Source organism: Cryptosporangium minutisporangium (assembly GCF_039536245.1).
GTDB lineage: Bacteria > Actinomycetota > Actinomycetes > Mycobacteriales > Cryptosporangiaceae > Cryptosporangium > Cryptosporangium minutisporangium.
In genome coordinates this window covers 53425-71594 of record NZ_BAAAYN010000043.1, presented here as the reverse complement: position 1 = coordinate 71594, position 18170 = coordinate 53425, and the positions used below count along the sequence as shown (strand labels likewise).

Annotated in this window: 11 protein-coding genes and 1 pseudogene; 3 read left to right on the top strand and 9 right to left on the bottom strand. The window is 72.8% G+C overall.

Annotation, left to right across the window (positions count from 1 at the left end; all coding sequences use genetic code 11):
- Positions 1–54: 54 nt before the first annotated feature.
- The 8 genes and pseudogenes from ABEB28_RS29655 to ABEB28_RS29620 form a co-directional block, all read right to left on the bottom strand.
- A complete protein-coding gene (locus ABEB28_RS29655; RefSeq protein WP_345731539.1) occupies positions 55–4053 on the bottom strand; it encodes a hypothetical protein in 3999 nt (1332 codons plus the stop codon).
- 297 nt (positions 4054–4350) lie between these two features.
- Positions 4351–5889 (bottom strand): cobyric acid synthase, encoded by a 1539-nt coding sequence (locus tag ABEB28_RS29650; protein WP_345731538.1) that lies wholly within the window; start codon positions 5887–5889, stop codon positions 4351–4353.
- 254 nt (positions 5890–6143) lie between these two features.
- Positions 6144–7085 (bottom strand): annotated as a pseudogene (locus ABEB28_RS29645) (cobalamin biosynthesis protein); the annotation flags it as partial.
- A 253-nt stretch (positions 7086–7338) separates the two neighbouring features.
- Entirely contained in the window at positions 7339–8052 is a 714-nt protein-coding gene (locus ABEB28_RS29640) for a single-stranded DNA-binding protein (protein WP_345731537.1), read from the bottom strand.
- Positions 8053–8325: 273 nt separating this feature from the next.
- Entirely contained in the window at positions 8326–9933 is a 1608-nt protein-coding gene (locus ABEB28_RS29635; protein ID WP_345731536.1) for an HNH endonuclease signature motif containing protein, read from the bottom strand.
- Positions 9934–10137: 204 nt separating this feature from the next.
- Entirely contained in the window at positions 10138–10749 is a 612-nt protein-coding gene (locus ABEB28_RS29630; protein WP_345731535.1) for a GNAT family N-acetyltransferase, read from the bottom strand.
- A gap of 207 nt (positions 10750–10956) precedes the next feature.
- Entirely contained in the window at positions 10957–12645 is a 1689-nt protein-coding gene (locus ABEB28_RS29625) for an acyl-CoA dehydrogenase family protein (RefSeq protein WP_345731534.1), read from the bottom strand.
- Positions 12630–13289 (bottom strand): TetR/AcrR family transcriptional regulator, encoded by a 660-nt coding sequence (locus ABEB28_RS29620; RefSeq protein WP_345731533.1) that lies wholly within the window; start codon positions 13287–13289, stop codon positions 12630–12632. Before ABEB28_RS29620 ends, ABEB28_RS29625 begins: the two co-directional genes overlap by 16 nt.
- Before the next feature lie 263 nt (positions 13290–13552).
- Between ABEB28_RS29620 and ABEB28_RS29615 the strand changes: the two genes are divergently transcribed.
- Positions 13553–13762, top strand: a complete 210-nt coding sequence (locus ABEB28_RS29615) for a hypothetical protein (protein ID WP_345731532.1) — start codon at positions 13553–13555, stop codon at positions 13760–13762.
- A 126-nt stretch (positions 13763–13888) separates the two neighbouring features.
- Here ABEB28_RS29615 and ABEB28_RS29610 read toward each other — a convergent pair whose 3' ends face one another.
- A complete protein-coding gene (locus tag ABEB28_RS29610) occupies positions 13889–14611 on the bottom strand; it encodes an ATP-dependent Clp protease proteolytic subunit (protein ID WP_345731531.1) in 723 nt (240 codons plus the stop codon).
- A gap of 275 nt (positions 14612–14886) precedes the next feature.
- Here ABEB28_RS29610 and pta point away from each other — a divergent pair, with 275 nt between their 5' ends.
- Positions 14887–16968, top strand: a complete 2082-nt coding sequence (pta, locus tag ABEB28_RS29605) for a phosphate acetyltransferase (RefSeq protein WP_345731530.1) — start codon at positions 14887–14889, stop codon at positions 16966–16968.
- A complete protein-coding gene (locus ABEB28_RS29600) occupies positions 16965–18152 on the top strand; it encodes an acetate/propionate family kinase (RefSeq protein ID WP_345731529.1) in 1188 nt (395 codons plus the stop codon). The genes pta and ABEB28_RS29600 overlap by 4 nt, the downstream gene beginning before the upstream one ends.
- Positions 18153–18170: the final 18 nt, after the last annotated feature.

The following is an 18170-nucleotide window of genomic DNA, read 5'->3' as shown; positions in this document are numbered from 1 at the left end:
CCGGAGACGCGAGGGGCGCCCACCCGGAGGTGAGCGCCCGACTCGGGCGCGGTCTCAGCGGCCGCCGTTGCCGTTCTCGTGCATCACGTCGCCGTGCGCCCGGGCGTCCCAAACGAGGGTCGGCCCGGCCCGGAGCACCGTCGGCTGGTCGTCCGGCTCCCGGTCGTCGTACGGCTCACGATTGTCGTACGGATCGCGGGCGTCCCAGTCGCCGCGCGGATCCCGGTCACGCGGGTCCCGGTCACGCGGGTCCCGGTCACGCGGGTCCCGGTCACGCGGGTCCCGATCACGCGGGTCCCGATCACGCGGGTCCCGATCACGCGGGTCGCGGTCGCGGGGGTCGCGGAGGTCGCGGTCGCGGGGGTCGCGGAACTCCCGGGGGTCACGGGCATCCCGGGGCTCGCGGGGGTCCCGCGGGTCTCCGGGCTCCATCGGCCACTCGGGCGTGCCCGGCCAGCCACCGGTCAGCGGCGGCGGGCCGGACGGCTCCCCGTACGGGTTGGGGCCACCCGGCATCGGACCGCCGGAGGGCGGACCACCCGGCACCGGCCCAGGGCCGCCCGGGCCGCCCAGCCCACCGGGACCACCCAGCCCACTCGGACCAGCCAGCCCACTCGGACCACCCGGACCGCTCGGACCGCCCGGACCGCTCGGACCGCCCCGCCGCTCGTCGAAGCTCCGGCGGCGATCCGGACGCTCGCCGCGATCCCAGTCGGCGGGCGGCGGAGGCGGCGGGACGTCCCACTCGCTTCCGCCGAACCCGTCCGGACGGCGGAACGGCGCGTCCGGATCCGGTCCTTCCCGGTGCCCGCCGAAGTCGGCAGGGCGCGGGATCGGGCCGCTGGAGTTCGGGCCGAGACCGACCGGGCTTCCGGGCGTCCCAGCAGGAGGGCCGCCGGGGACGGGTCCGGGGCCGTTCGGGCCGGGACCCGCCATACCGGGGCCTGCCATACCGGGGCCTGCCATTCCTGGGCCGTTGGGGCCCTGGCCACCCATGCCGGGACCGGCCAGTCCGGGGCCGTTCGGACCCGGGCCACCGCCCATGCCGGGACCGCTCGGCCCGGCGTCGACCGGACCGGGGCTCACCGGGCGGAGGCCGTTCGGGACCGGACCGTTGGGACCGGGCCCACCCGGACCGTTCGGGCCGTCAAATCCGTTCGGGCCGTCAAAACCGTTCGGGCCGTTGGGACCGCCTGGGCCACCGCTCGCACCGAACGGCCGGTCGGACGGCGTCGTGAACGGAGAATCGCCCGGGGAGAACGACGGCACCGGGTGCGACCCGGTGACGCTCACCCGGCCGGTGTTCGCCGGACGGCCGTTGCGCGGCGGTCGAGCGACCGGGATCTCGCTGGTCGCGTCGTCCATCTCGTCGTACGGCTGCGGACGGGGGGCCGGCGGACCGGAACGCGGGGACATCGGCGGGCCACTGATCGGACCACCGAGCCCGGGAAGCTCTCCGGTCGGGCGCTCGAACGAGCGGGGCGCAGCGTCCCGGTCGCGGCCGAACCGCGGGTCCGGGAACGGCGGCTGGTCGCCGAGATCACGCGGCTCGCGCAGGTCCTGGACCCAACCGGCGAGCTGGTCGGACGCCTCCGGCGGCACCGCCATCGGCTGACCGGGACGGCCGTCAGGAGGGAACTCGTCCGGGAACCGGCGGAACTGATCCGGTCCCTGGGGACGCCGGGGCTCGGGGCCCAACTGCTCGGGACGCGGTCCGCGCTCGGGACCGGAGCCACGCTCGAGACCGGGGCCACGGTCGCCGCTGAGGCCGCGCTCAGCACCGGGACCGCCGAGTCCACGTTCGACAGGCCCGCCGAGTCCACGCTCGCCGCCGGGTACTCCGGGACCGCGCTCGACGGCAGGCCCACCGAAGGCGCCAGGACCGTTCGGGCCACCGGGGCCGTTCGGGCCACCGGGACCGCGACGTCCGCCGAGTTCCTCGATCAGTCCGCGACGACCGGAGTCGTCCCGGCCGCTGTCACGGGGGCCAAGCTCACGAGGACCGGGTTCGCGGGCACCGGGCTCGCGGGCACCGGGCTCGCGGGCACCGGGTTCGCGGGCACCGGGTTCGCGGGGACCCGCGTCGCGCGGGCTGCCCGGGGGCGGACCGAACTCTGGCGGTACACCCAACACCGTGGTCGGCGGCGGACCACCGATCACCGGCGGCTCGCCGACTGCCGAATCGTCCGTCGGAGCACCGGGCGCCGGCCGAGCGCCCAGCTGCGCTGCCGGAGCATCCGGCTCCGGACGGCTCGGACCGGGCGGCGGCGGCATGCTCGGCCCACCCGGGCCGGTCGGTGACGGACCAACCCCTGACGCGTCGGGACCGGCCGGACCGGTGCCGACCGGGAACGACGTCCGGCGGGGCTTCTCCGGGCCGGGACGCGCGGACCGCTCCCGCTCGCTGCCCGACGGCAGCGGGCGGCGCGGCTGCCCGAGCCGGACACCGGGGTCGGCCGACGGCTCGGCGGGTGGCTGCCCGTGCCTGCCGACGGACGGGCGGGGCGGGAACGGATCGGCGTCGCCGCCGGTCAGCGTTGCGATCGGGTCGTTGAGCGGATCGGCGGCGCGGATCTCGGTCGGTCGCTGGTTCGGCACGTCGTCGTTCGCGGCGTGCGAAGTCGGCGCGCCCGGACGCCGAACAAGTCCACCGTCGGCAGGTCCGCGCCGACCGGGCTCGGGACGGGGCGTCTCGGCCCGTACTGGCTCGGAGCGTCCGCCCTCTGGACGTCCCGGCTCATGGCGGCCCGGCTCCGGGCGACCCGACTCAGGGCGGCCCGGCTCCGGGCGACCCGACTCAGGGCGGCCCGGCTCCGAGCGACCCGACTCCGGGCGACCCGACTCAGGCCGACCCGACTCCGAGCGACCCGACTCAGGCCGACCGGGCTCCGGGCGACCCGACTCAGGGCGACCAGGCTCCGGACGGGCGGGAGAACTCTTGTCGCCGACGACGCTCAGGCCGGCGGAGGCCGAGACCGGCCGCGGTGTATCCGCGCGGTCCGGGCCGTCGCCACCGACCACGGTCAGGCCGGGAGTGCGGGCCGGGCTCACCGGCTCCGCGCCGGTACGCCGCGCCGCGCGACCGCCCCGCGCAACCGGTGCCAGCGTCGGGCGCCCCGATTCCTCGGCGGGCGCGGACGTCGGGGCCGGCGACTTGGACGGCGCGGGTGGTTCGGCGGGGCTCGACGCGGCCGCCGGCGACGGAGCAACCGGGGCAGGCGCGGGCGGGGTTGCCGGGGTCGGCTTGGGGGTCACCGGCTCGGCAGGCGGCGTGGGTGCCAGGACCCGGGCGGCAGGCGGGTGCGGGCCCGGCTTCGCGGCCGGAGACACCGGCTCGGTCGCCGCCGGCTTCCGGGAGGCGTCCGCGTCGACGGCGCTCGAGAGCGGCACCGACCCCTCGCTCCCGGACGGGAACGGGACCGCCGAGTAAGGACGGCTGGCCGCCGCGTCGGCACTGCTGGCGGCGTCGGGCTCGGTCCGGCCGGACGACCGGGCGAAGCCGTGGCCCTGGTCGCCGATGTCGAGCAGGAGCGTGCCGACCGAGGAGCGCCAGACGCCGAGCATGGCGACGCTCAGCGGCAGACCGTTCTCCACCAGTAGCTGGAACGTCGCGGTCGTACGGTCGGCCATCTCGCCGGCGACCAGCACGAGCTTGGGGTTACCCGCCAGCTTGCTGATGCCCTCGTCGTCGGAGAACCGCTTCCAATCGGTCCAGAAAACGTCCTCGCCTCGCCAGTAGAGCGACGCGAGTTCCTCGAGGCTGGCAGCGCGTGCCCAACCGAAGTACTCAAGGCATTCCGCTAACTCGTTGCGGTCAATACGCTGCCGTGCGTGAATGACAACGAGTCGTCCGTCGCCGTCGACGGCGATCAATGTGGGGCGTCCGCCACCGCTGATCGCCGGACGCTGCTGGATCCGGAGTAATCGGCTGCCGTAGACCGGATCCGGATCGCGCCATAACGCGTCCTCGATCTGCCGGTCGAAGTCACCGACCGCTTGGTCCAGTCGCTGAAGCGGGACCAGGCCATCGGGCCCGACCTCGAAGAGCGGCATGAAGTCCTAACCTCCTACATCGGTTCGACACCGACGGTCCGCCCGGGTGGTCGTCGTGCCGCACCGCGTCCGGGTTTCGGGCCCTCCGGACGAGGTTCGCCGGATGACCACTGGTAAGCCCCGGACGTCTGTGTTCGGGTCGTTACCCGGCGACCCGTTCTGCTAGTACCCACGTCCGGAGATCCAGCCTGGGGCGTGCGCCCGCCCTGCCAAGGGCCGTCATCACGCATCCCCTCCGCTGAACTTCCGATGTGCCGTACTAGAGGCCGCTTTCGCAGCCTGCCACACTCCCGGTGTCTATGGTGCTCCCGGTGCAAGGAATGGCTGCCCGGCTGGTGCCCCCTCGTCGATCAGTCTGATCAGTGCGGCGGTGTCCAGGTGGTCGGCGACGAGATCTGCCAAAACGTCCAAAGCTTCGGCTCTGACCTGCAGGTAGTCAGTGTCGGGAGGCACCACGAAACCGGCCAGCCCGCGCTGGCGGGCCACCTCCGCCAGGAGCGCCCGGCGGAACCCGTCGGACTCCAGCGTCCCGTGCCAGTGCGTGCCGTACACCACGCCGGGGCCTCCCGCATACCGGACACCCTCGTCGGTACCGGACGCGGTGGTGATCCACCCGGGAAGACCCTCCTGGCGATCGCTCACCTGGCCGTGGTGGATCTCATAACCGGTCACCTTCTCTCCGTCGCTCGTACCGATCGGTCGGCCGAGCGTCTTCTCCGCGGCGAACGTGATCTCGACCGGAGCGAGTCCGAGGCCGCCGACGGTGCCGACGCCGCTCTCCACCGTGTCGGTGATCGTCCGGGCGAGCATCTGGAAACCGCCACAGATACCGACGACCGGCCGACCGGCGGCGTGGTGGGCGAGCACCGCGTCGGCGAGCCCGGTGCGGCGGAGCCAAGCCAGGTCGTCGACGGTCTCCCGGGTTCCCGGGAGCACCACCAGGTCGGCGTCGGCCAGCGCAGCCGGGTGCCGCACCAGCCGAACCTGGACGCCGGGCTCCGCGGCCAGCGCGTCGACGTCGGTGACGTTCGACATCCGGGGCAGGCGCGGCACCACGACCCGCAGCCAGCTGTTCCCCAGCGGCGGCGCGCCTCGGCCGATGACGCCGTCCGGGCTGTACGACAGGGAGTCCTCGGCGTCCAGCCAGAGACCGTCCACCCAGGGCAACGTGCCCAGCACCGGGCGGCCGGTGACCGCGGTGAGCTGATCGATCCCCGGGGCCAGCAGGCGGGCGTCGCCACGGAACTTGTTGATCACGAAGCCGCTGATCAGCGCCTGGTCCTCGGTGGAGAGCAGGGCGACCGTCCCGAACAGTGACGCGAACACCCCACCACGATCGATGTCACCGACCACGATCGTCGGTAGCCCGGCCGGTCGGGCTAGTCCCATGTTGGCGATGTCGGTCGCGCGGAGGTTGATCTCGGTCGGGCTACCGGCGCCCTCGCAGATCACCACGTCGTAGTCCCGCCGGAGGTCGGCCAACGCGTCCAGCACCAGACCGAGCAGCCGCGGCTTGACCTCCCGGTAGGACAGTGCGGTCACCTCGCCGGCCGCGCGCCCCTGCACCACCAGGTGCGACCGACGGTCGCTGCCCGGCTTCAGCAGCACCGGATTGAACCGGACGCTCGGCGCCAGCCCGCACGCCTCGGCCTGGAGTGCCTGGGCGCGGCCGATCTCGCCGCCGTCCGGGGTGACCACCGCGTTGTTGCTCATGTTCTGCGCCTTGAACGGTGCGACGCGGACGCCCTGGCGCGCGAGCCAGCGGCAGATACCGGCGGTGACCAGGCTCTTCCCGGCGTCCGAGCTGGCCCCGGCGACCAGTAGGGCGCCCTTCACGCCGCCGCCCCCCGCCGTACCGAGCGGGCGGCGCGCGAGGCCGGGCGCGCGGCGCGGAAGCGCGGGGCCGGAGGTATAGCGCGGGACCGCGGGGCCGGACTTGCAGCGCGGAAGCGCGGCGCCGGACTTGCAGCGCGGGACCGCGGGGCCGGACTTGCAGCGCGGAAGCGCGGCGCCGGACTTGCAGCGCGGAAGCGCGGCGCCGGACTTGCAGCGCGGAAGCGCGGGGCCGAGCGCGCGGCGCGGAGGCGCGGGGCCGAGCGCGCGGCGCGGAGCAGCAGGGAGCCGGCGCCGAGTGCGGCGGCTCCCGCACCGACCAGCCGGGAGAGCCGAGCCGCAGGCAGGATGTCGGCCGGGAGGGCGTCCCGACCGTCACCGAGAACGGGACGCTCGTCAACGGTGCCGCCGTAGGTGTTGCGGCCACCCAACCGGATGCCGAGCGCGCCTGCGGTCGCCGCCTCGCACTGGCCGGCGTTCGGGCTCGGGTGCGCACCGCCGTCCCGACGCCAGGTGCGCCAGGCCTCCCCGGCGGCGCCCCGGCGCACCAACGGTGCCGCGCCGACCGTAAGCAGGGCGGTCAGCCGGGACGGCGCGAGGTTCAGTAGGTCGTCGAGCCGAGCCGACGCCCAGCCGAACCGGGCGTACCGCTCCGAGCGGTGCCCGACCATGGCGTCCAGCGTGTTCACCGCGCGGTACCCGAGCAAGCCCGGAACCCCAGCCACCGCACCCCAGAACAGCGGGGCCACCACGGCGTCGGCGGTGTTCTCCGCCACCGACTCGACCACCGCCCTGGCCAGCGCCGGCGGCTGCAGCCCGGCCGGATCGCGTCCGCACAGGTGGGACAGGCGCCCCCGAGCGCCCGGCAGGTCGCCCGCGGCGAGCAGCTGGTGCATCGCACCGGCCTCCCGATGCAGCGACGCGCCGCCGACCACGGCCCAGGTGACCGCGGCGGTCACCGCGGCGCGCCGGATCGGGTGGCCGCGGGTCAGCCGGTTGACGACGACGCCCGCCGCCACTGGCGCTCCGACCGCCAGCGTGGTGAACACGGCGCCTCGCGGCCGGGTCGGTGCGAACAGGCGCTTCTCGAGGGCGGCGGCGAACCGTCCGTAACCGGCGACCGGGTGGCCCCGGCGCGGGTCCGGGACGACGTGGTCGAGCAGTGCCCCGAGGGCCAGCCCGGCGGCCGTGGCGAGCAGGTCGGAGCGGGTCGCGGCAGGCACCGCCCGAGCCTAGCCAGCCACCGCGACCACCGGCCCTAACCGTCGACGTCGCCCGGGGGCGCCCGGTGGCAACCCTCACACCGCGCTGCGCTGCGCTGCCGGACGTGCACTGGGTGATTACTTTCGGTGTTCAGTCGGATCGGTGCACCGTGAATTCGGACGCCGTGCGGCCGGCGGGGCGGTCTGGCCGACGCCGGGGCGCCGACCAGACCGGCCCCGGATCACCGCGTCAGGCTGGCACCGGCGTCGCGCCGCGGCGGCGTCCGCTGGGGCGTGGCGTGGCCGCCTCGGTGTCCGGAGCCGCGCTCTCCTGCTCAGCGGTAGCGTGATCCGCGGCTCGGTCCCCGCTGCTCGCGGCGTCCGGAGCGGCTCCTGCCATCGATTCGGCCGTAAGCGGCTCGTGCCCGTCGCTGCTCGCCGGGTCGGACGTATTTTCGGCGTCGCCCAGGTCGGTCACCACGGAGTCGGTGCTCTCCTCGTCCAGCGGAGCGCCCTCGGCGATCCCCGTGTCCAGGTGAGCCTCGACCGCACCACCGGTCGGAATCCCGTCCGGGCCGACTTCGTCGACCGTCGCCGCCCGCGACGGCGAGATCCGCTTGAACTGCGCACGTCCACGGTTGAGGTCGAAGCCGATGGCCGTCGCCTCCAGCTCGTAGGCGGCGCGGCGGGATTCCGCCACCTCGTAGAGGCGGGTGTACAGCCGGCCGGTGACCACCACCGGATCGCCCTTCACCACCGACGCGGCGGTGTTCTCGGCGAGGGCACGCCAGCACGTCACCTTGAGGTAGAGCGAATCGCCGTCGACCCAGCGGTTGGTCACCCGGTCGAATCGGCGGGCGGTCGAGGCCACTCGGAAGGACGTCACGCTCACACCGGAGTCGAGGGTTCGTAGCCCGGGCGTGTCGACGACGTTCCCCACGATGGTGGTGATCGTCTCGTTCATCTGAAGATCCCTGCTTCCGCGAATCGTCTGCCCGGATACCCGGGCGCACCTCCAAGGTCCCGGCGATTGCCGTCGCCGAGCAGCGCCTGCCGACCCGGCTGTGGAGAAGTGGTCCTGTTGTGGATTCGGCTCGGCCCGATCCCGCCCGTGTTATGGCCCCACGATTTGCTCGGTGCCGGCCGCAACGCCTTGGCTGGTCAGAGGACCTGGCGCCAAGGGTATGCCGATCGCCCGGAGCGCCGGGGCACTCCGGGTGGTTCGGCGTGATCGGTGTCAGGGTGGGTCGAGGGTGGTGCCGTCGGGGCGACGGATGGTGAGTTCTCGTCCGTTGAAGGTGAGTGACCAGTGGTGGTCGTGGACGAGGTGGTGGTGGTAGCCGCAGACGAGGATCAGATTGTCGAGGTTGGTGGGTCCGCCGTCGGCCCAGTGCACGACGTGATGCGCCTGGGTCCAAGCGGGTGGCCGATCGCAGCCGTGGAAGCGGCACCCGCCGTCGCGGGCGGCGAGAATCCGGCGGAGACCGGGGCTGGGAAGGCGGTTGCGGTGTCCGGCGTTGATCGGGATGTCGTGGGGATCCAGAACGACGCGGTTGATGCCGGCGTCGCAGGCCAGCCGCCGGACAGCCTCGGAAGACAGGAAGCCGCCGTATTCGGTGAGGCCGCCCATGCCGGGGGTGGGTAAGTGGGATCGGCGGCCGGTCCCGGCAACTGCAGCGGCTATCGCTTCGCCGAGCGCGGGGCCCGGTGCGAGCCCAGACTCCGGCAGCGCGGGGCCCGGTGCGAGCCCAGACTCCGGCAGCGCGGCACCGTGCAGGCCCGTACCCGGCAGGCCCGTGCCCGGCAGGCCGGTGTCTGGCAGACCGGTGTCTGGTGGGAATCCAGCGTCGGGTGCGGTGTTGTGGTCGGCGTCGTCGGCCCAGATCGCCAGTAGGGCATCCCAGTCGACGGCGGCGGTGTCGAGACCGGGGTCGGGGTCGGTAGCCCAGTCCGGGGGTATCGGGGTGGGGTCGTCGTCGGGGTAGGCGTGCAGCGCGGTCAGGGCGTCGTCGCCGTCGAACCGAATCGGGGCCAGCCGTCGCCGCTTGCGGTGCGGGGTGTTCTGCTGCTGGAGATCGTGGGCGTGGACCAGGACGGCGAGGTGGGGTCGTTCACCGCCGTGGGTCGGTAGGTGCCCAGCGTCCAGGCCGGCCCGGAACAACTCCGCGATCGCGTCGTGACGACGCTGGCACGGCGCGCGGTCATCCTCGGGGCCACGTTTGGCCGCGGCGGCGGTCAGGTAGGTCTGCGCCAGTGCGCCGACTTCGGGGGTGAGGGTCCCGGCCAGATCCCACGTGCCGTCGAAAGTCTGCGCGTTGTACAGCGCTCGGTCGGCCTCATCCGGCGCGGGGTCATCGTCGTCTTCAGGGCGCAGGTATACGTGGATGCGTTTCGCGACGTGCTTCAACGCCGCCGGGTCCATGCTCAACGCCGGGCCCAGCAGCGCCTCGAGCGCGTCCGCGGCGTGGTCCGGGCCGATCTTCTTCGCCAGCCGCGCCGCGACCCGCACATGCGCGAGCGACACCCGGCCGGCCCGGAAATCGTCGGCGAAGGTCGGATGATCGGCCAAGTGCCGGGCCACCTCCACCAGGTCGGAGGACTCCACCGGCGCCAGGCGTAGCCGGGCCTGGAGCCAGGACTTCGTCGACAACGCCCCGTCGTACTCCACCGCGCCCCGCTGATGCACCATCCCCACTGCAGCGACCAGTGCCGCGTCCACCTGCGACCGGATCCGCGCCAGCGATCGCAGCCGCTCGAGCAGTGCCGCGTCCGAGCACCCGGCCAAATCTGCAGCGGTGACTACTTCGTCCGCCGCTGCGGTCAGCCGTCCCAGACCCGTCTCCATGCCAACGAACCTAATCATCGAACGTATGTTCAGGAATAGGGTAAGCGGCGTACCAGGCCGTGGCACCTGTGACGTGCGGATCCCTACACCGTTCGGACTAGATGACCGCCACCGTGGGCCGTGACGCGGCGGAAGGCGCTGCTGCCCGCTGGCCCAACCGAACGGGCGCGGGAAGTACCGGACCTGCGGTAACGGACTACGGGCTCAGACGGTGGCGATGCGGGGGCGGGCGACGGCCGGGTACGGCATCCGGACGGCCGGCTCGACCAGCGAGCTGTCGTCCACGCCGGGCTCGGCGAGCGCGGGCTCACCCTCGTACGGCAACGGGATCCGCGTCACCAGGAGATCGCCGGTGTACCGGGTACGGCGCTCCAACCCGAGCCGGTGCAGCATCGCCCGGAGCGCGCGGTTCTCCGGCCCGCCGAACGAGACCGCCTCCCGATGCCCCAGCTCGTGTGCGACGAGAAGCGCGTGCTTGACCAGGATCGCGCCCAGCCCGCGGCGCCGATGGTCCTCGCGCACCAGCACGCCGAAGTCGGCGACCGGCACGTGCCCGGTGATCTGCGCGATCCCGACCAACCGGAAACCGCTGAACGCCACCAGCGTGCAACTACCGGGCGCGGCGGCGAGGCACTGATCCGGATCGGTCAGCGCGGGCGGCAGCGCGCCGGGGTACCGATCTCGCAGCGACCCGGGCGTCGAGCGCTGGTGCAGGTCGGCGACTGCCGCGGCGTCCCGGGGCCGGGCCGGTCTGATCGCGACGACCGCACCCCCCACCAGCGCCGCATGCGCGACCGTACGGGCCACTGGGGCCATGCCTGCCGCTCCGGATGGCCGGCGCGCCCGGTCGCTTGCCACGGGGTGTCACCTCCGCGTCATGGGGGGTCGACGTCAGCGTCCGTGGCGGGTGTTTCAGGGGCGTCACACGTGGGTGATAAGTACGATCCGGCCGATCCGTCCATCGTCTCGACCACGGCCGGTACCTGCGAATTCACCTCCGGTGAGTCCACAATGAGAAGTAGCTCACTCGGAGGCCGCGGCGCGGGCCAGCAACACCTCGATCGCGGTTCCGCGCGGCAGCGTCCCGAACGCGTAGCCGCTCTCCCCGCCGAGCCGGGAGCCGCAGAACGCGCTCGCGACCTCGTCCGGCGCGTGCCGCACGAGCAACGCGCCCTGGAGGACGAGCGCGAACCGCTCCACCAGCCGACGGGCCCGGTACTCCCACTCGTGCGTGTCGGACAGCTCGCGGCGCAGCGCCGCCCACGCCGCGTCCAGGCGGCTGTCGGCGCCGAGCACCTGCTCGATCTCCTCGGTGAATGCGTCGAACGCGGCTGGCTCGCGCCCCAGCGCCCGCAGGACGTCGAGCGCGTTGACGTTGCCGGACCCTTCCCAGATGCCGTTCAGCGGCGCCTCCCGGTAGAGCCGAGGCATGCCGCTCTCTTCGACGTAGCCGTTGCCGCCGAGGCATTCGAGCGCTTCGGCCACGAACGCGGGCTGCCGTTTGCACACCCAGTACTTGCCGATCGCCGTCGCCAGCCGACTGAACGCCCGCTCCTGCTCGTCGCCGGCGAAAGACCGGTCCACCGCGCCGGCGAGCCGGAGTGCCAGCGTGGTCGCCGCTTCCGACTCCAGGGCCAGGTCGGCTAGCACGTTGCCCATCAGCGGCTGGTCGACCAGCCGGCGCCCGAACGCCGACCGGTGGCGGGTGTGGTGCAGTGCCTGGGTCAGCGCGGCGCGCATTCCGGCCGCGGAGCCCACGACGTTGTCCAGGCGAGTCAGCGACACCATCTCGATGATCGTCCGAACCCCTCGCCCCTCGGGCCCGACCAGCCAGGCGACTGTGTTGTCGAACTCCGGCTCGGAGCTGGCGTTGCTCCGGTTGCCGAGCTTGTCCTTCAGCCGCTGGATTCGGAACGTGTTGCGGGTCCCGTCCGGCAGCACCCGCGGCACCAGGAAGCAGGACAGCCCGTCCGGCGCCTGCGCCAGGACGAGGAACAGGTCGTTCATCGGCGCGCTGGTGAACCACTTGTGCCCGCGCAGCCGCCAGGTGCCGTCGCCTGCCGGGCGGGCCGTCGTCGTGTTCGAGCGGACGTCGGACCCGCCTTGCTTCTCGGTCATGCCCATGCCGGCGAGCAGTCCGCGCTTGGTCGTCGGCACCCGCAGGCCGAAGTCGTAGACCCGGCTGGTGAGCAGCGGCTCGTAGAGCGCAGCGAGATCGGGCGTCGCGCGCAGCGCAGGCACCGCGGCGTAGGTCATCGAGAGCGGGCACAGGTGCCCCGCCTCCAGCTGCCCCTGCACGAGCAACCCGGCGGCTCGGGCCACGTGCGCGCCGACGCGGTCGTCGGCCCACGGCGTGCCACCGAGCCCGGCACCGACCGAGACCTCCAGCAGCCGGTGCCAGGACGGGTGGAACTCCACCTCGTCGACCCGGTGGCCGTACCGGTCGTGGGTGCACAGCACCGGCTCGTAGCGGTTCGCCTCGTCGGCCCAGGTCTGCGCCTCGGCACTACCGGCGAGACGTCCCAGCTCGTGCAGCTCGGGCAGGAACCAGGAGGCGCCCTCCCGCACGACCCCGGCGAGCAGCACCGGATCGTCCGCCACGTCGTGGCCGACCAGCGGCGGAGGCTGGTTGGTGACCTCGTGCGTCGCCGCGCCGGAGGCCGGGACGGTTGCCGGGAGGGCCGGGGAGTGGGACGTCACGAGCTCGGACATGCTGCCTCCAGTGCGGGTGGGGCGAACTGCGTCGCGGGCACCCCGACACACCGGAGCACGAGCGCCGTGAGCTCCGCGACCAGCGAGCGGGCGGCGGGCCCGTCCACCGGCGCGGAGAGCTGACCGATCAGCACTTCGGCGACGCCGCCGGTGAGCGCCGTCGCGGTGACGGCCGGGTCCTGCTGCGCCATCTCCCCCGCCCGGACGCCCTCGACGATCAGCGCCGCAAAAACCTCGTGGTAGCGCCGCCGGTAGGCCAGTCGCTCGGTCACGACCAGCGGGTCCGCGGGTTCGGCGATCAGCGCGTACGCCAGCTGGCGGCCCAGGATGGCTCGCTGCGCGAACAGCCCGACACCCTGCGCGAGCCGGTCCGCCGAAGAGGCGGGGGTGGGCGCCGCCAGGACGGTGGCGAGTACCTCCAGCTCCCGCTGAGTGGCGCGGCGGAACACCTCGGCCGCGAGCGCGCCCTTGTTCGGGAAGTGCTGGTAGACCGCGCCGGTGGAGATTCCCGTCGCTGCGGCGACGGCCGCGACCGTCGCGCCGGCCCAGCCCTGGGCGGCGACGATCCCGGTCGCCTCGGCCACGAGCCGCTCGCGCACCGCGGCGCGGCGGCGCGCGACCCGAGGGGGTTGGCGGTACGGCACGGAAGTAGTGAACCAGAGTTCAAAGCTTCCGTACAGCACCTCGGAGAGCCCGACGTGAGGACGTTCACAGCGTCACCCGACGAGCGGGAGCGCCGGCGACAAATAACCCCGAAAGGCGCATCACCCCGGTATCGATAAAGAAAATGCGCTCGGTTCCGTTGCCAGAACCACGATCAGTCACGACACTTCTCGGGGAACTCGCGCGCCGATGCCCGGCCTTCGTCTCGTGGATTTTCTCGTCTACGCCGCGTAGAATTTTGGCCATGATCGCGCCCCTATCCGGTGCCGACGGCGACGCACTCGACCGCGTGCTCGACCAGCTCCGGATCCGCCTGCTCGCTACCGCGGCGACTCGTCAGCAGACCGCCGCGGAACACGACCGGTCGGCCGAGCCGACCGCCTCCCGCTGCCACAGCACCGGCGCCCCGAGGCGAGCGAACCAGCACCCCGGAGACACCGGCAACGCGGCTTGATCGCAAGGCCTGCTGCTGCTGACGCCGCCGGCAGGCAGCTGCGGCGGCCTTGAGACCCGGCACAGGTCACGACGGCCTCGCTCGACCGCCGGCGACGCCCGCAGCGGGCTCCACCGCCCTAGCTACTCAGGCCGTGACCGTGTCGAGCGTCCGGACGACCTGGTCGACGAAGCCGTACTCCCGCGCCTCGTCCGCGGTGAACCAGCGATCCCGATCGGAGTCGCGCTCCACCGTCTCCAGCGACTGACCGGTGTGGAAGGCGATGAGCTCGGCCATCGTCTTCTTGGTGTGCAGCATCTGCTCGGCCTGGATCCGAATTTCGGTCTCGGTGCCGCCGAATCCACCGTGCGGCTGGTGCATGACGACTCGGGAGTGCGGTAAGGCGTACCGCTTTCCTGGCGCGCCGGAACAAAGCAGGAACTGGCCCATCGAAGCCGCGAATCCGAGGGCCACCGTGCAGACGTCGTTACTCACCCACTGCATGGTGTCGTAGATTCCCATGCCCGCGGTCACCGAGCCGCCCGGCGAATTGATGTAGAGCCAGATGTCCCGCTCCGGATCCTCCGCGTTGAGTAGTAGCAATTGCGCACAGAGCGCATTCGCCACCGCGTCGGTGACCTCGCTGCCGAGAAAGACGATCCGGTCCCGCAGCAGGCGCGAGAAGACCTGGTCGTCCAGGCCCCCGCCGCCGCTCGGAACCGGCGAGGACGCCCAGGTGTCCGGAGCGATCCCGGCCCGGACGACCGGTCCGATCACCGGCGCGGACGACCAGTGCGGCACGGTGTCCAACGCCCGGTCGGGCGCCGCCGCGCGCCTCGCGTCCGGCGTCCGAATATTTGTCTTTTTCATATCGTTGATCCGTGCCTCTCAACTCGCTTTCGTTACCACCCGAACGCTAAACGGCGGTCGGTCCACTCAACAGAAATGTTCGCTCCAGGCGATTTTGCTTTCGGCGTCTACGCCCAGAGCAATATCGGTAGCGCAATTCGACGGCATCGGCTCCGGGGCGTCCGGAAGCTTCGAACGGTGTTCATCCGGACCGGACTCGGGTAGGGAAGGTGCGCTCCGTAAGCTGCGATCAAGCCCTGTCCGGCCTGGGCTGTCACCGACCGGGAAGGACCGAGATGTCCGACATCCTCTATCTCACCTCGATGGAGCCGCGCTCGGGCAAGTCCGCGGTGGCGCTCGGCCTGCTCGACCTCCTGGCCGCGGACGTCCAGCGGCTCGCGGTGTTCCGGCCGGTCGTGCCGGACCACGGACAACCGGACCCGATCGTCGAGCTGGCCCGCGGTCGCTACCAACTCGAGCTGCCAGAGGCGGACGCGGTCGCCTTCACGTACTCGTCCGCGGCGGAGTTGATCGAGTCCGGTGGTCCGGAGCGGCTGATCGCCGCCGTCGTCGACCACGTCGCGCGGCTCCGTGAGCGGTACGACTTCGTGCTGTGCGTGGGCACGGACTACACCGGACCGTCGCCGGCGGTCGAGCTGGGCCTCAACGCCGAGCTGGCCGCCAACCTGGGCGCGCCGGTGCTGCAGGTTCTCTCCGGGCACGGCCGCACCGCCGACGCAGTGACCACCGCACTCCGCGAGGGCGGTGCGGTCCTCCGCGAGCACGGCTGCGAGGTGGTCGCGACGATCGTCAATCGCGCCGGTCCGGAGCACGCCGGCCTCACCAGCGCCGACCCGCCGGTCTACGTGGTCCCGGACCTCCCGATCCTGGCCGCGCTCACGGTCGGCGAGGTCGTCGCAGCCCTCGACGGCACGCTGCTGGCCGGCGACGGCCCCGCCCTCCAGCGCGAGGTCGACTCGTATCTGGCCGGCTCGGCCTACCTGCAGACCGTGCTACCGCTGCTGCGCGACGGCATGCTGCTGGTTTCGTCCGGCGACCGGATCGATCTGGCGGTCGGCGTCGCGGCGGCCGCCGTCAGCCCGCACCTACCGACGCCGGCCGGCATCGTGCTGACCGTCGGGCACGTCCCCGACCAGCAGAGTCTCGCGCTGCTGGAGCCGTCCGGCCTGCCGGTGATCGCGGTGAAGGCCGACACCTACACGACGCTGCACCAGCTGGAGGGCCTCACCGGGCAGTTGCGGGCGGACAGCGCCCGCAAAGTGGCCGCCGCACTCGGGGCCTTCGCCGACAACGTCGACACCGAGACCCTGCGCAAGCGGATCCAGCTGTCCAAGCCGGATGTCGTCACGCCGCTGATGTTCTCCGCGCAGCTGATCGCGCACGCCCGCGCCGACAAACGGACGATCGTGCTGCCCGAGGGCGACGAGGAGCGCATCCTGCTCGCCACCGAGGAGCTCACCCATCGCGGCGTGGCCGACCTGGTGCTGCTCGGTGACCCCGACGCGATCGCAGCGAAGGCCACCCAGCTCGGCACCGACCTGTCCGGCGTCCGGATCATCGACCCGCTGACCTCGCCGCTGCGTGCGCAGTTCGCCAAGACCTACGCAGAGCTGCGCGCCCACCGAGGCGTCACGCCGGAGATGGCGTTCGACATCATCGGGGACGTCTCGTACTTCGGCACGATGCTGGTGCACGCCGGCGAGGTCGACGGCATGGTCTCCGGTGCCGCGCACACCACCGCGCACACGATCCGGCCCGCGTTGGAGGTGATCCGGACGCTGCCCGGCGTCTCGTTGGTCTCCAGCGCGTTCCTGATGTGCCTGCCCACCCGGGTACTGGTGTTCGCGGACTGCGCCGTGGTCCCCGACCCGGACGCCACCCAGCTGGCCGACATCGCGGTGTGCGCCTCCGAGACCGCGGTGGCGTTCGGCGTCGAGCCCAGGGTCGCGATGGTGTCGTACTCCACCGGCGGCTCCGGGTCCGGCGTCGACGTGGAGAAGGTGCGGGAGGCTACCGAGATCGTGGCGGGCAGGCGGCCCGACCTGCCGCTGGCCGGGCCGATCCAGTACGACGCCGCGGTCGACCCGGGGGTCGGCGCGGCGAAGCTGCCCGGCAACCCGGTGGCCGGGCACGCGACCGTGCTGGTCTTCCCGGACCTCAACACCGGCAACACCACGTACAAGGCGGTGCAGCGGGCAGCGTCCGCGATCGCGGTGGGTCCGGTGCTGCAGGGGCTGCGGCGACCGGTCAACGACCTGTCCCGCGGCTGCACGGTCGCCGACATCGTCAACACCGTCGCCATAACTGCCGTTCAGGCTCAGCAGAGTACTGCCGTCCAGGCTCAAGGAGCACGATGAAGCTGGTCCTCGTGGTGAACTCCGGTTCGTCGTCGCTGAAGTACCAGCTGATCGACGTCGGGGCCGGAGTACTCGCCAAAGGATTGATCGAGGAGATCGGCTCGGACGCCGCCCGGCTGCGGCACAACGGCCGCGCCCCGGAGACCCGCCCAGCGAAGGACCACGCCGCCGCCCTGGCGTGGATGCTCGACGTACTACCGAACGCGTCGCTGGACGGCCTGCTCGCGGTCGGCCACCGGGTCGTCCACGGCGGGACGCGGTACACCGCGCCGACGGTGGTCGACGCCGCCGTGGAGGCCGGCATCGAGGAGCTGTCGCCGCTCGCACCGCTGCACAACCCGGTCAACCTCGCGGGCATCCGGGCGTTGCGGGCACAGCTGCCGGACGTGCCGCAGGTCGCGGTGTTCGACACCGCGTTCCATGCGACGATCCCGGCGGTGGCCGCCACCTATGCGCTGCCGGTCGACGTCGCCGCGGAGTACGGCATCCGCCGGTACGGCTTCCACGGAACGAGCTGCCAGTACGTCACCGGACGCGCGGCGGAGTACCTCGGCGTGCCCGCACCGAACCTGGTCATCTGCCACCTCGGCAACGGCGCGTCGGCGACCGCGGTGGCCGGTGGGCGGAGCGTCGACACGTCGATGGGGCTGTCGCCGCTGGAGGGCCTGGTGATGGGCACCCGGAGCGGCGATCTGGACCCGGCGGTCCCGTTCCATCTGATCCGCGCGGGGCTCGACCCGGCGGACGTGGAGAAGATCCTCACCAGCCGCAGCGGGCTACGGGGCCTGGCCGGGGTCTCCGACATGCGCGAGGTCCGGGCGGCGGCGGACGAGGGCGACGCGGGCGCTCGGCTGGCGCGCGACGTCTACGCCTACCGGATCCGCAAGTACGTCGGCGCCTACCTGGCGGTGGTTCCCGGGGTTCATGCGCTGGTGTTCACCGCGGGGGTCGGCGAGAACGACGCACCACTCCGGGCCGAGGTCTGCGGTCCACTGGCCCACCTGGGCGTCGAGCTGGACGAGGACGCCAACCGCGAGGCCGTGGGGCCGTCCACCCCGGCGACGATCGGCCACGGCCCCATCCCGGTGCTCGTCATCCCCACCGACGAGGAGTCCGAGATCGCCGCCCAAGCGGCCGCCGTCGCTCGGGGCGTTGCACATTCCGGTCCCGTACAGGGGCGGTAAGCGTGCAACGCCGAGCGC